At 63.5% G+C, this 12326-nt stretch carries 11 protein-coding genes and 1 tRNA gene; 7 read left to right on the top strand and 5 right to left on the bottom strand.

Annotated features, from left to right (window positions below; all coding sequences use genetic code 11):
- The 5 genes from ACX3OZ_RS17525 to ACX3OZ_RS17505 all read left to right on the top strand — a co-directional run.
- A partial coding sequence (locus tag ACX3OZ_RS17525; RefSeq protein WP_459105079.1) for an integrase core domain-containing protein occupies positions 1 to 185 on the top strand: 185 nt, incomplete at its 5' end.
- 113 nt (positions 186 to 298) lie between these two features.
- Positions 299 to 1150, top strand: coding sequence for a helix-turn-helix domain-containing protein (locus ACX3OZ_RS17520; RefSeq protein ID WP_459105078.1), 852 nt, complete (start codon positions 299 to 301; stop codon positions 1148 to 1150).
- A 181-nt stretch (positions 1151 to 1331) separates the two neighbouring features.
- Positions 1332 to 2705, top strand: coding sequence for an FAD/NAD(P)-binding protein (locus ACX3OZ_RS17515; protein ID WP_459105077.1), 1374 nt, complete (start codon positions 1332 to 1334; stop codon positions 2703 to 2705).
- Positions 2706 to 2879: 174 nt separating this feature from the next.
- Positions 2880 to 2956 (top strand) — tRNA-Pro (locus ACX3OZ_RS17510).
- Between the two features lie 65 nt (positions 2957 to 3021).
- On the top strand, positions 3022 to 3987 hold the full coding sequence (locus ACX3OZ_RS17505) for a phosphotransferase enzyme family protein (RefSeq protein ID WP_459097656.1): 966 nt from the start codon (positions 3022 to 3024) through the stop codon (positions 3985 to 3987).
- Here ACX3OZ_RS17505 and ACX3OZ_RS17500 read toward each other — a convergent pair.
- From ACX3OZ_RS17500 to ACX3OZ_RS17485, 4 genes are all read right to left on the bottom strand, one after another.
- A complete protein-coding gene (locus tag ACX3OZ_RS17500; protein WP_459097657.1) occupies positions 3984 to 5270 on the bottom strand; it encodes an O-antigen ligase family protein in 1287 nt (428 codons plus the stop codon). The genes ACX3OZ_RS17505 and ACX3OZ_RS17500 overlap by 4 nt on opposite strands.
- The gene (locus tag ACX3OZ_RS17495) at positions 5267 to 6790 is read right to left on the bottom strand and encodes an undecaprenyl-phosphate glucose phosphotransferase (RefSeq protein ID WP_459097658.1); all 1524 of its coding nucleotides are present in this window, start codon (positions 6788 to 6790) and stop codon (positions 5267 to 5269) included. Before ACX3OZ_RS17495 ends, ACX3OZ_RS17500 begins: the two co-directional genes overlap by 4 nt.
- 72 nt (positions 6791 to 6862) lie before the next feature.
- Positions 6863 to 7993, bottom strand: coding sequence for a glycosyltransferase family 4 protein (locus tag ACX3OZ_RS17490; RefSeq protein WP_459097659.1), 1131 nt, complete (start codon positions 7991 to 7993; stop codon positions 6863 to 6865).
- Positions 7994 to 7997: 4 nt separating this feature from the next.
- Positions 7998 to 8516, bottom strand: coding sequence for a polysaccharide biosynthesis/export family protein (locus tag ACX3OZ_RS17485; protein WP_459105076.1), 519 nt, complete (start codon positions 8514 to 8516; stop codon positions 7998 to 8000).
- A 184-nt stretch (positions 8517 to 8700) separates the two neighbouring features.
- Between ACX3OZ_RS17485 and ACX3OZ_RS17480 the strand changes: the two genes are divergently transcribed.
- Together ACX3OZ_RS17480 and ACX3OZ_RS17475 are read left to right on the top strand one after the other, a co-directional pair.
- Positions 8701 to 11031: a GumC family protein gene (locus tag ACX3OZ_RS17480; protein WP_459105075.1), complete on the top strand. Its 2331-nt coding sequence runs from the start codon at positions 8701 to 8703 to the stop codon at positions 11029 to 11031.
- 11 nt (positions 11032 to 11042) lie between these two features.
- Positions 11043 to 12083, top strand: coding sequence for a polysaccharide deacetylase family protein (locus ACX3OZ_RS17475; RefSeq protein ID WP_459105074.1), 1041 nt, complete (start codon positions 11043 to 11045; stop codon positions 12081 to 12083).
- Here ACX3OZ_RS17475 and ACX3OZ_RS17470 read toward each other — a convergent pair.
- Entirely contained in the window at positions 12080 to 12283 is a 204-nt protein-coding gene (locus ACX3OZ_RS17470; protein WP_459097663.1) for a DUF2842 domain-containing protein, read from the bottom strand. The genes ACX3OZ_RS17475 and ACX3OZ_RS17470 overlap by 4 nt on opposite strands.
- Positions 12284 to 12326 lie beyond the last annotated feature (43 nt).

The following is a 12326-nucleotide window of genomic DNA, read 5'->3' as shown; positions in this document are numbered from 1 at the left end:
TTTGGAGGTCGATCAAGTATGAAGAGGTTTACCTGCGAGCCTACGACACCGTCTCCGATGCCCGGGCCTCGATCGGCCGCTATCTGGCCTTCTACAACGGTCGCCGGCCCCACTCGAGCCTTGACCGAAAGACGCCCGACTTCGCCTACTTCAATGCGCTGATGCCAATCCCGGCAGCGGCATAACCAGGGCCGAAATCCACCTAGAGATGCCCCAATAGCTGTTCAGACAAACCGAGCCAGCTCTCTACTACGAGCCCGGTACTAACGGGGTAGAACGTCTCCCGACGGAACTGCAAATGTTCCACGCAACCCCGCTGCTGATGCGGACCGCACACTGGCACGCGCAGGTTGAAGTCTACTATATCGTGCAGGGCTGGGCCCACTATCACATGAGCGGTCACAAGGTTCGCTTTGATGCCGGTGATCTGGCCCTGTTCTGGGGCGGCCTGCCGCATTTCCTCGACGATGCTTCCGACGATCTGATCTATGCTGGCGGGCATCTGCCGCTGGTACATTTCTTCCGCCTGCGCCTGCCGCAGAACGTGCAGTCCAAACTGATGCAGGGCGCAACCCTGATCACGCGCGCCACCGACGCCTCCGATGCACTGAATTTCGCCCGCTGGAACACTTATGCGCGATCCGGTGATGCGCTGAAGGCCAGCATGGCGGTGGATGAACTGCTGCTGCGCATCGAGCGCGTGCGCTTCGATCCCTATAGCCTGCTGCCGGGGCCGGCCGATGTGGTCAAGGCGGTGGATGGGCTCGACCACCATTCTTCGCCCATCGTCGTCCGCATCTGCGATTTCATCGCCGACAATTTCCGCGAAGAAATCGATTCCGCCGACATCGCTTCAGCCGCCGATATCCATCCCAAATACGCGATGAATGTCTTCAAGAAGTCGACGGGCATGACCCTGAACGACTATGTCAATTTGATGCGGCTCAGCTACGCCCAGGCGCTGCTGATGCAGGACGAGGCCAATGTGCTGCAAGTGGCCATGGATAGCGGCTTTGGTTCACTCAGTGCTTTCAACAAGTCGTTCCGCAAGATCGCTGGCATGTCGCCGAGTGATTTCCGTCGCGACATGCGCTGCCGTCCGAGCGCTCCAGTACAGGTCCGGGGCAATCCTATCACGCCGATGAATTAGCGCAGCGCCGGGTCCAGAGTTCGGGCGCGGCTCACTCGCCGCAGGGCTTCCACGCCATTTTCGGTGGGGATTGCTGCCCGGATGGAGCAATTTTTTGCCTTGTTTGGTGCCTTTCTAGGCATTATTTACAATCCCGACCTGAAGGCGGATTCTGCCCCGCGCCAATTTGTGACGAGGCCCTATGCCCATTCCGCCCCTTGCTGAGCCCGAGGCTGTAGCGCCGCGCCCCACGGTTACCATCATCGGTGGTGGCGCCAGTGGCGTCCTGCTCGCTGCCCATTTGCTGCGCGATCCCGCCACCGATATCGGCGTCACCCTGCTTGAGCGCCGTGGCGAATTCGGCCAGGGCCTAGCCTATTCCGCCAGCCAGCAGGACCACAAGGTCAACGTGCCAGCTCGCGGCATGAGCGCCTTTGCCGACGATCCCGACCATTTCTGGCGCTGGCTGCAGACCCAGGGCTATTCCGCCGAAAGCGGTCCCTGGGTCTTCGTGCCGCGCCGCCTCTATGGCGCCTATCTGGCGCATGTGCTGGCCGAGGCCGGCCGCTCCAGCCCCGGCCGGCTGGTGGTGCTGTCCGAGGAGGCGGTGGCCGTCCACGAAAGCCCCGCCGGCATCGAAACCCTGCTCGCCAATGGCACGCGCCTCCACAGCGATAGCGCCGTTCTGGCGGTGGGGCACGAAACCCAGCCGGCGCGCAGTCGTGGCATTGCCGTGCGCCTCGGCTCCGAGAGCGATACCCCGCTTGATCCGGATGCTGCCGTGGTGATCCTCGGCTCCGGCCTCAGCATGGTGGACGCCTGGATTTCACTGGCCGACGCCAATCATCGCGGCCCGATCATCGTGGTGTCGCGCAATGGCCTGCTGCCCAAGGGCCATCGCGACGTGCCGCCGCTCGAACTCGACGCCGCCGATGTGCCCTTCGGCACCAGCCTTCTCCAGTTTTTCACCTGGTTCCGGGGACTGGCGCGCAGCACCGAAGCCTCCGGTGGCGATTGGCGCAGCGTCGTCGATGGATTGCGCCCCTATAATCAGCTTCTGTGGCAGAGTTGGTCGGAGCAGACGCGCCGTCAGTTTCTGCGCCATCTGCGCCCGTGGTGGAATATTCACCGCCATCGCCTGCCGCCGGAACTGCATGAGCGGCTGGTACAGGCCATCGCCATTGGCCAGGTGCAGCTGATCGCTGCCGAGTTCATCGGCGCCGAACCGCATGACGGCGCGGTGCAGGCCCAGATTCGCCGCCGTGGCTCGTCCACCCGCGAAAAGCTCGACGTGGCCCGGGTCTATGATTGCGGCGGTGTCAGCGTCGACGTGATGTCGAGTTCCAACCCGGTGATCCGCGATCTGGTAGCGCGGGGCAGGGCACGGGCCGATGCCCTCCGTATTGGGCTCGATGTCGATGAGGACTGTGCCGTCATCGACGCCGCCGGCACGGTCAGCGAACAACTACTGGTGGTCGGGCCACTGACGCGCGGCCGCTTCTTCGAGATCGAAGCCATCCCCGATATCCGCGTCCAGGCTGACCGCTTGGCCGACAGGCTCATCGCGCGGAAGTAGCGGGTCTCTGACGTGCTATTGTTCGTCCTCAATCTGGTTCCCGTCCCGTGGGGTTTTGCGTGGGGCTTCCCCCCACCCAACTGGGCTTTTCCACGGGGTATCGCCTATTTGTTCCTTTTCTCCGGAAAATGGGGCTTGCCTCATATGCCCAGTCTGTCTATGTCTCCGCGCAGTCGGGGCGTAGCGCAGCCTGGTAGCGCATTTGTCTGGGGGACAAAGGGTCGTCGGTTCAAATCCGGCCGCTCCGACCAAAATTTCCTCTCCTGGTCAGCCGTAAAGCTGCGCGGCGTCCAGCTGCCAGTCTGGAGCCCTGTTGATGCCCCTGACGGCGCGTGAAATCGAGCCCGCCCTGTCGAACTGGGGCGAAGTCGAAGGCGGCAGCGCCCGACTGATCAACCACTCCGAAAACCACACTTTTCTGATCGAGACGCCCAACCAGGGTCGTTTCACCCTGCGCATCCATCGCCCCGGCTACCAGTCGCGCCCCTCGATCGAGAGCGAACTGGCCTGGCTGCTGGCGCTGCGGCGCGACACCGATCTGGCCATTCCCGAGCCGATTCCGGGGCGTGACGGCCAGCTGTTGCAGGCATTCGTCACGCCCGAGGGTGATCGCCTTGCCGTGCTGTTCCGCCATATTCCCGGTAGCGAACCGACGCCGGACGACAATCTGGAAGGCCTGTTCGGTACGCTGGGCACCTATGCCGCCACCATGCACCAGCATGTGTCCAACTGGCAGCGCCCGCCGGGATTTGAGCGGCAGGTCTGGCAGGCGGCGACGATTCTGGATGCCGACGGGCTGTGGGGCGACTGGCGCATCGCGCCCGGCGTCAATGACCGCATTCGCTCGACGCTCGACCGCCTCGATTCGACCCTCTGGCTGCGGCTGGCGGAATATGGCACCGGGGCCGACCGCTATGGCCTGATCCATGCTGACATGCGGCTGGGCAATCTGTTGGTCGACGGCGACCGCGTGACGCTGATCGACTTCGACGATAGCGGCTTCTGCTGGTTCACCTACGACTTCGCCGCCGCCATCTCGTTCCACGAGACCCATAAGACGGTGCCGGCGCTGAAGGCGGCCTGGTTGCAGGGCTATCAGACCGTGCGCCCGCTGCAGCCCGCCGATATCGCGGCCATCGATTCCATGATCATGCTGCGCCGCATGGCGCTGTTGGCCTGGATCGGTTCGCATGCCGAAACCAAGCTGGCGCAGCAGCATATGGACGGCTTTGCCGAGGGCACGGCGCAATTGGCCGAGCGCTATCTGCGCGGACCCCTCTAGATCAGCATCTGCTCGCGTGGCGCGCGGGCCCGCTCATCATTGTGGACGGCGGTGGCGATGCCCCAGATCAGTCCGGCCACAAGGTAGTAGTGGCGCCAGTGATCGCTGTCGATGATCACCGATTCCCCCACCAGCATGGTGAAAGTCGCCACCAGTGGAATCATCATCAGCCGGTAGGGCGAGGGGCGGGTGAGGGCGGCGATGCCGCGCCACAGGGTCAGGATCACCAGCAGGTAATACATAGCCCCGCCGCCCCAGCCATAGACGTGCAGCACCGACACATAGACATTATGCGGCTCTTCGATGATCCGCAGATTGCGGAATTCGCCGGGGCCGATGCCCAGCGGATGGTCCAGCGCCAGTTCGAACGCATAGCCCTGCCGGCCAAAGCGCCCGGTTTCGCCCGAATCGTAATTCTGCCCGGCCGCGCGCGTCTCAAACAGATCGGCCACCGAGGGAATGCTGAGTAGCCCGGCCAGCGCCACCACCAGCATGGCGGCGCCCAGCAGCGACATGATCATGATGCGGACCTTGTCGCGCGCCGCCGCCTCCAGCCAGAAGCACAGCACCAGCACGATCAGCGAGGACATGGCAAAATGTCCCCAGGCCGCGCGGGAAAAGCTGACGAACACACCCACGAACAGGATCAGATAGACCAGCCCGGCCAGCATGGCCGAGCGGGTGGAGCCCAGCAGTACCCGTTGCAGCGCATACATCGCCGGCAGCACCAGGAAGGGGCCATAGACGTTCGGGTCGTTGAACGCCGCTTTGGCCCGGCCATAGCGCAGGAAAATGTCGGCTCCGGGCAGGATGCCAAGATAGGCCAGCGTGCCGATGATCGCCGAAATCACCGCCACCGCCGTATAGGCGTTCATCACGATGCGCATCCGCCGCTCGGTGGCTTCCGCCACGTAATTGGCGATGAAATAGGCGGTGAGCAGCAGGAAGATGGTGACGATGGAAAAGATCAGCGCATCGGTGAGCGGCGTAAAGCGCACCTGAAAACAGGCGATCAGCGCAAAGGGCGTGAAGCCGACCAGAATGGCCAGCAGGCCAAAGGTCGAGCGATAGAGGCCCATCCCGGCAATGAACGCCAGCGGCAACACTGCCAGGAAGCTCAGCTCATAGGGGGAGGGCTCGAACAGCACCATGCCGCCGGTAAAGATCCAGAAGCCGACCATGATGTCGAGCAGCCGCATGGCGCGGGCGCGCAGCACGGCAAGGCCGAGCCCCCTGGACCCGGCCTCAGTGCCGTTGCCATCCAGGGTGCCAGCGGCGCTCAATAGGCATTCTCATTTTTGGAGACGAGCGACACCGGCGTCATCAGCACGATGTACATGTCGAACAGGATCGACCAGTGCTCGATGTAATAGAGGTCGTGGTTCACCCGCTGCATGATCTTGTCGATGGTGTCGGTTTCCCCGCGCCAGCCATTGATCTGCGCCCAGCCGGTCATGCCGGGCTTGACGCGGTGACGGGCGAAATAGCCTTCAACCGCCTCATAATACAGCTGGTTGGCGGCCTTGGCCTGCAGCGCATGCGGGCGTGGCCCGACGATCGACAGCTCGCCTTTCAGCACATTGAACAGCTGCGGCAGCTCGTCGATAGAGGTCTTGCGGATGAATTTGCCGACCCTGGTGACGCGCGGGTCGCCCTTGGTGACCAGCTGGGCCGCCGTGGCGTCCAGCATGTCGGTCCGCATCGAGCGGAATTTATAGATCTTGATCAGCTCATTGTTGAAGCCGTGCCGGTTCTGCCGGAAGAACACCGGCCCCTTGCTCTCGAGCTTGACCGCAATGGCGGTGATCAGCATCACCGGCGACAGCAGGATCAGCGCCGTCAGCGCCACCAGCTTGTCGAACACCCATTTGAACACCAGGTTCCAGTCCGAAATCGGCCGGTCGGCCATGTCGAATACGGCGATATCGCCGACATAGGAATAGGCGTTGTGGGTGAATTTGAGCTTGCTCATATGCGCCGACAGGCGGATGTCGACCGGCAGCACCCAGAGCTGGGTCAGCATGTCCAGCACCCGCTTTTCCGCTGATAGCGGCATGGAGACCAGCACCAGATCGACCTGGGTGCGGCGGGCGAATTCGATGAGGTCGACGACCCGGCCCAGCTTGGGATGGCCGGCGACCATCTCGGGCGAGCGCTCGTCGATGCGGTCGTCAAACAAACCGAGCAAATGGATATCGCTGCTGGCGCTGGCGCGGATCTGTTCGATCAGGTCTTCGGCGTCGGTGCCGCCGCCGACAATCACGGTGCGGCGGCGCAGGCGTCCCGCCGCCGTCCAGCGCTGCACCAGCCCCCGCAGGGCGACGCGGTAGATAATCAGCGCGATGGCGCCGCTGACATACCAGCTGACCAGCCAGACGCGCGAGAACAGATCGCCGGCCTTGAAGAAGAAAATGCCGACGGTCAACACCGTCATCACCAGCGTCCAGCCGATCAGGACCCGGGCCGTCTGGTCGAACAGGGTGCGATAGGACGCAATGCGGTGCGTGCGGGCGGTATTGGCCAGCACGTTGAACAGCAGGCAGGAGGCCAGGATCACCGGGATGTAAAAGGTCGGTTGACCCAGCTCGACGTAATATTCGTAGATGCCATAGCCCAGCAGCGCCAGCAGCGCGGCTTCGACCGCTTGCGCCACGCCAGATACCACACTACCCGACAGGCTGCGTTCGACGGGCGCGGCGATGATCGCCTCAGCCGCTGCCGACAGCTTTTGCCCCGACGCGCCGGCCGCAGCTTGCTTGGATACGTGCTGACGCACGGCCTGCTTGGGGTCAACTCGATACATGGGGCGCTACCGGTATAGAAATTCTACCGCCATTGTCGCGACAAGGCGTTTATACTCGGTGAAGTTGAAAGCTTAAGCTCGTGCCAATACTGAATAATAGAGTGCTTCAACGCTGCCGGCCATGGTGGCCAGCGAGAAGCGACTTTCGATATGGCCCAAGAGCTGCCGCATGCCCGCTTGTGCCGCTGCTGGATCATCAAGCGCCGCCTGCATCGCCGTGCGCAGCGCCGTGGCATCGTTCGCCGCCACCAGACGATCGGACTCCGGCCCAAAGATTTCGGGAATCCCGCCGACCCGTGTCGCCAGCACCGGCAATTGCGCGGCTGCGGCCTCAAGCACGATATAGGGCAACGACTCGGCCAGTGACGGCACCACGGCCACCCGGCCGCGGGCAAAGGTGGGTCGTGCCGCTTGTGCGCCCAGCAGGGTCACACGGTCGGCCAATCCCAGCCGGGCAATCTGGGTTTCCAGCTTCGCCCGGTCGGGGCCATCCCCGGCCATCACCAGCGTGGCGGGCTTGCCGCCGGGCTGAGTGACGCCAGCCAGCGCCTCGACCAGCACGTGGATGCCCTTGAGGTCGCGCAATTCGCCGACGAACACGAAGTCCGCCGCATCGGGCACGGGCGTTACCGCAATGAATTCATCGGGCGCCAGGCCATTGTGGATGATCTCGGTCGGGCAGCTTGGTGTGCCGATCAGCGCGGCATAGGTCGCCTTGGCATAGGCGCTTTCGAAGATGAGCGCCCCGGTCTGCGCCATCAGCCGGCGTTCAAGCTGGTGAAAGATGCGACCCGATAGCGACGATCTGGAAAAATGCAGCACCCCGCCATGGGGCGTATAGAGCGCTACCGCGCTGCTGCCGGTCAGGCGCGCCAGCCGGGCATAAAAGCCGCCCTTGGCGCCGTGGCCATGCATCACGTCGATGCCGAGCGAGTGCGCTAGCCGGCGCACCGCGAACGGTGTCGTGAGGTCGCCCGCGCCCAGCACGCGCGGCATGGCGAAGCGATGAATGCCCAGACTGGCGTGGGGCAGCAGTGCTGCCAGCTTGCTTTCGGTTTGGGTGTCGTTGACGAGGCTGTCGACCACCAGCCCGACCGCGTGGCCATCGGCGGCCAGCATGCGCGTTAGGTCCGCCACATGTCGAAACAGGCCCCCAACAGGAGCCCGCATCACCTGCAGAATGCGCAGTTTGGAACCGGGCACCGGTTTAGAACCAGCGTTCAAGGATAACCACGGTGTCGCCCGGATAGATCGGGGCGTCGAGCTCGACCGTACCCTTGACCATTTCGTCGCCCTGGCGGCGATAGATTATGGCCCGGCTGCGATCGGCGGTGTCGGAGAAGCCGCCAGACGTACTGATCGCGGCGCGCACGGTCATGCCATAGACATATTGGAACTGCCCGGCATTCTTGATCTCGCCCTGGATGAAGAAGGGACGATACTCCGCCACTTCCACCGCCACGTCCGGATTGCGCATGAAGCCATTGGCCAATGCTGCGGCCAGCCGTCCGGCAGCAGCCGTAGTGGTCACGCCGCGCACCGGCACAGGGCCGACCAACGGGAAGGCGATCGCGCCGCTGTCGTCGATCCGGTAGGTGTCGCTCAGATCCGCATCGCCATAGACGGTGACCCGTACGGCGTCGCCGGTGTCGAGCTGGTAGGGCCCTTTGGTGTCAACGAGATAGGTGGCCGGACGCGTGCTGGCGCAACCTGTCAACGACAGCATCAGCGCAATCATGAGAATGGGCAACCAGCGCATGAGAATCCCGGCGGTTCAGACGGCGCCAATGTCGCGCAAACGTGGTTAACAAATTCCTTCTGCGCGCAGCGTATTCTTGCGATCTGCAATTGGGTTAACGGATTGATTACCACGAGGGGGCGATAAATCGACCGCAATACGAGGGATGACCATGGCGTTTGAGTCGCAGACCGTGCGCGACGCTCGGATCGATGTTGGTGCCGTACTGGGTTCGGTGGTGCAGCGCTTGCCGCGTGTCATCGTGGTGACGGCGTTGCTGCTGGCCGCGACCTTCGTCCTGTTGATGTTCATGCCGCGGCTTTATGAATCCTCGGCTTCGATCCTGATCGAGTCGCGCAGCAATATTTACAGCCGCGCCTCCAACGAATTGGCGCCGTCCCCGAGCAGCGATGCCGGCGTGGTGTCGAGCCAGATCGAACTGCTCAAATCCCGCGACACGCTGCTCAATGTCATCGACAAGCTCGACCTGCGCTCGGTGAGTGAATTCAACGGGGCAGGGGGCGGCGGCTTCTCCCCGATGGCGATTATTTCGCAATTGCTCGGGCGCAAGGCGACGCCGGTCAGCGTCGATGAAACCGTGCTGAACACGCTCTATGAGCGCCTCACCGTCATTCAGGAGCGCGACTCGCGCATCATTTCGGTGCTGGTGCGTTCTACCGATCCGGAACTGGCCGCCAAGATCGCCAATGCCGTGGCCAATGCCCATGTCGCCCGCCGGGCCGAGCTGTCGCTCTCCGATACGGTTGAAGCGTCGGGCTGGCTCGCCGACGAGATCGCCAAGCTGCGCGTCTCGGTGACAGCGGCGGAAACTGCGGTCGCCAATTTCAAGGTGGCCAACGACCTGTTCACCGGCACCAACAATACCAGCCTGCTCAACCAGAATCTTTCCACCATCGCCACCCAGATCAGTGCCGCGCAGGAGCGCAAGAGCACCGCTCTGTCGCGCGCCGCCCTCATACGCGGCATGATCGAACGCGGCCAGCCCATCGATGGCGTGGCCGATGTCCGCGAGTCGGTGGTCATCCAGCAGCTCAGCCAGGAAAAGGCCCGCCTACAGGGCGAGAAGGCCCAGCGCTCGGCGACCCTGCTCAGCAACCACCCCACCATTCAGGCCCTGACCGCCCAGATCGCCGAGCTGAACAACCAGATCAGCCTTGAAGGCCGCCGCGTCGCCGACGCCCTGGAGTCCGAAGGCCAGATCGAAGCCGATCTCGAAGCCTCGCTACAGGCCGACCTGACCCGCGCCAAGTCGTCAGCTTCCACCGCTACCACCGACACGGTGACGCTGGACGGGCTGGAGCGCGAGGCCAAGGCCCAGCGCGACCTGCTCGAAGGCTATCTGCAGCGCTATAGCGAGGCCATGTCGCGGGTCGATGCCAATTCGGCGCTGCCCGACGTACGGGTGGTCAGCCTCGCTGCGCCGTCAGTGTCGCCGGCCTCGCCCAAGACTTCCCTTATCTTGCTGGCGGTTGGCATTGTGGCGCTGGCGACCCAGCTCGGCGTCATCATCTTCGGTGAACTGATCTCCGGCCGCGCCATCATTTCGGGCCGTGAGCCCGAACGCGCCCAGGACGAACTCGACGAAGTGCCCTTCATCGAAGATGAGTTGGAGCCCGAGCAGCGCTGGGAAGAGCCGGTCGCCCCCGCCGAGATGGTTGAGGAGGTCCAGGCGCTGGCCCAGGACGATCTCTTCGACGAACCGGAAGAGATCGACGCTGAAATCGAACCTGAGCCCGAACGGGTCGAGCCTGTCCTACAGGTGCCGGTGGCGCCGCCCGTCGGCGAGCGCTCCGCCGAGGCCGAACGCTTTATTCAGACGCTGCTCAGCGCCAGGCCCGACGACGCGTTCGGGTTCAATGAGCCAGACCCCGAGCTTGAACCCGAGCCGGAACTGGACGCCGTGCCGCTGCGGACGGCTTCTCCTCTGCCGGTTCCGGGCGTGATTGCGCTTGCCGATCTAACTTCCGATCTTGTGCTGGGCCGCACCCATGTGGTGATCCTGGCCGCCCACCGCACCAATCTTGATTGCGCCATGCTGGCCGAGGAACTGGTGGGCGAGGCGCTGGCCCGCGGCTTGAGCGTGGCGCTGATCGATGCCGGCAGCGCCGAGGCCAGTGATGAGCTTGGCCTCACCGATCTCAGCCATGATGCCGCCAGTTTTGGCGACGTGGTCCACAAATCCTCCGACAACAGTTTTGCAGAAGTGCCGTGGGGGCAGGGGGGCGCCATCGACCGCGATTCCACCAAGCCGCTGACGTTGGTTGAGGCCCTGGGCGATATCTATGAAGTTGTGGTGGTGCTGACCGGCCGCGTCGGCGGCTCGTCCAGCCTGCCGGTGTTTGACGGCCTCGATGGTCGACTGGTCCTGGTGGCCAGCGATGATGATGATGCCGATGCCGTGGTCGAAACGCAGGAACGGCTGCTCGCGGCGGGCTTCGGCCGTTGCGAGATCGCTGCCGCCCCCGCCCGCGTCGCTGCCTGAACGGACCGGCCATGTCCGTCAAATACACGGCAATCCGCGCCATGTTCGAAGCGCTGTGGCTCACGCGGCTGCCCGGCCTCATCCGCAGCCTGTCCACCTCGCGCGGGGTGATTTTCACCCTGCATCGCGTGCTGCCCGAAGCGCCCGCCGATTTCTCGCCCAATGCCATCCTGCAGGTGCGGCCCGACTTTCTCGAATATGTCATCGAGCGGGTCCGCGACCTGGACCTCGATATCGTCAGTCTCGATGAAGCGCTGGAGCGCCTCGCTTCCCTGGTCGCCGGCCGCAAATTCGTCGTGCTGACCTTCGACGACGCCTATAAGGACAATCTCCGCCACGGCCTGCCCATCCTACAGCGGCAGGAAGCGCCTTTTACCCTCTATGTGCCCACGGCCCTGGTCGATGGTGTGGGCGAACTCTGGTGGCAGGCCATCGAAGACATCATCGCCCGCCAGGAGGCCATTGCCATGACCTCCAATGGCCAGACCGATTATGTCGACACGCGCAACACCGCCCAGAAACAGGCGGCTTTCGACGCGCTCTACTGGCAAATGCGCAAAATGCCCGAGGCTGAGCGGGTGCAACTCGTGCGCAGCTTTGCCACGGCCTATGGCTATGATCTCGACCAGCAATGCCGCGACCTGATCATGGACTGGCAGGAGCTGCGCCTGTTTGCCGGCGACCCGCTCTGCACCATCGGCGCCCATACCGTGCATCACTACGAACTGGCCAAGCTGCCACTCGAGCAGGCCCGCAGTGAAATCGCCCAATCCGCCGATATCCTGCTGGCCCAATTTGGCCAGCGTCCAGCGCATTTTTCCTATCCATTGGGCGGCCCGCTCTCTGCCGGCCCGCGCGAATTCGAACTGGCCCGCGATCTCGGCTTCCGTTCAGCCGTCACCACGCGACCCGGCGGCCTTTACGCCCACCACGCCCAAACGCCACACGCTCTGCCGCGCATCTCGCTCAACGGTTACTTTCAGTCCCGCCGCTATGTCGATGTTTTCGCGACTGGTGCGATCTTTTCCGTGATGGGGAAACTGACGGGTTAGTCCGGCTTGGACATCCAGCGGATAAGCACCATGGCCGGGTACAGCCATCCCATACCCGCGACGATGAAATAGGGCATCAGGATCCAGATCGGCAGGTCGGGCGGAAACGCCAGATAGATCGAGGTGAAGATCGATAGCCAGGCCACGATCGAACCAAGGATCAGCAGAATTCCGAAGGCCTTGCGGCTACGCTGGGTCATGTGCGGCATCGCGCCTGTTGCAGGAAACTTGCCTCGGGCATAC

This window comes from Devosia sp. A369 (assembly GCF_054489345.1).
The sequence above is the reverse complement of the archived record's forward strand: the minus strand, read 5'-3'. Positions and strand labels throughout refer to the sequence as shown.

Bases quoted from the DNA above. Each gene is read 5' to 3' on its own strand.
- ACX3OZ_RS17485 (WP_459105076.1), bottom strand. From the start codon at position 8,516: ATGCTGTCGTTGACAGGTTGCGCCAGCACGCGTCCGGCCACCTATCTC.
- ACX3OZ_RS17495 (WP_459097658.1), bottom strand. From the start codon at position 6,790: ATGTATCGAGTTGACCCCAAGCAGGCCGTGCGTCAGCACGTATCCAAG.
- ACX3OZ_RS17515 (WP_459105077.1), top strand. From the start codon at position 1,332: ATGCCCATTCCGCCCCTTGCTGAGCCCGAGGCTGTAGCGCCGCGCCCC.
- ACX3OZ_RS17475 (WP_459105074.1), top strand. From the start codon at position 11,043: ATGTCCGTCAAATACACGGCAATCCGCGCCATGTTCGAAGCGCTGTGG.
- ACX3OZ_RS17505 (WP_459097656.1), top strand. From the start codon at position 3,022: ATGCCCCTGACGGCGCGTGAAATCGAGCCCGCCCTGTCGAACTGGGGC.
- ACX3OZ_RS17480 (WP_459105075.1), top strand. From the start codon at position 8,701: ATGGCGTTTGAGTCGCAGACCGTGCGCGACGCTCGGATCGATGTTGGT.
- ACX3OZ_RS17470 (WP_459097663.1), bottom strand. From the start codon at position 12,283: ATGACCCAGCGTAGCCGCAAGGCCTTCGGAATTCTGCTGATCCTTGGT.
- ACX3OZ_RS17520 (WP_459105078.1), top strand. From the start codon at position 299: ATGTTCCACGCAACCCCGCTGCTGATGCGGACCGCACACTGGCACGCG.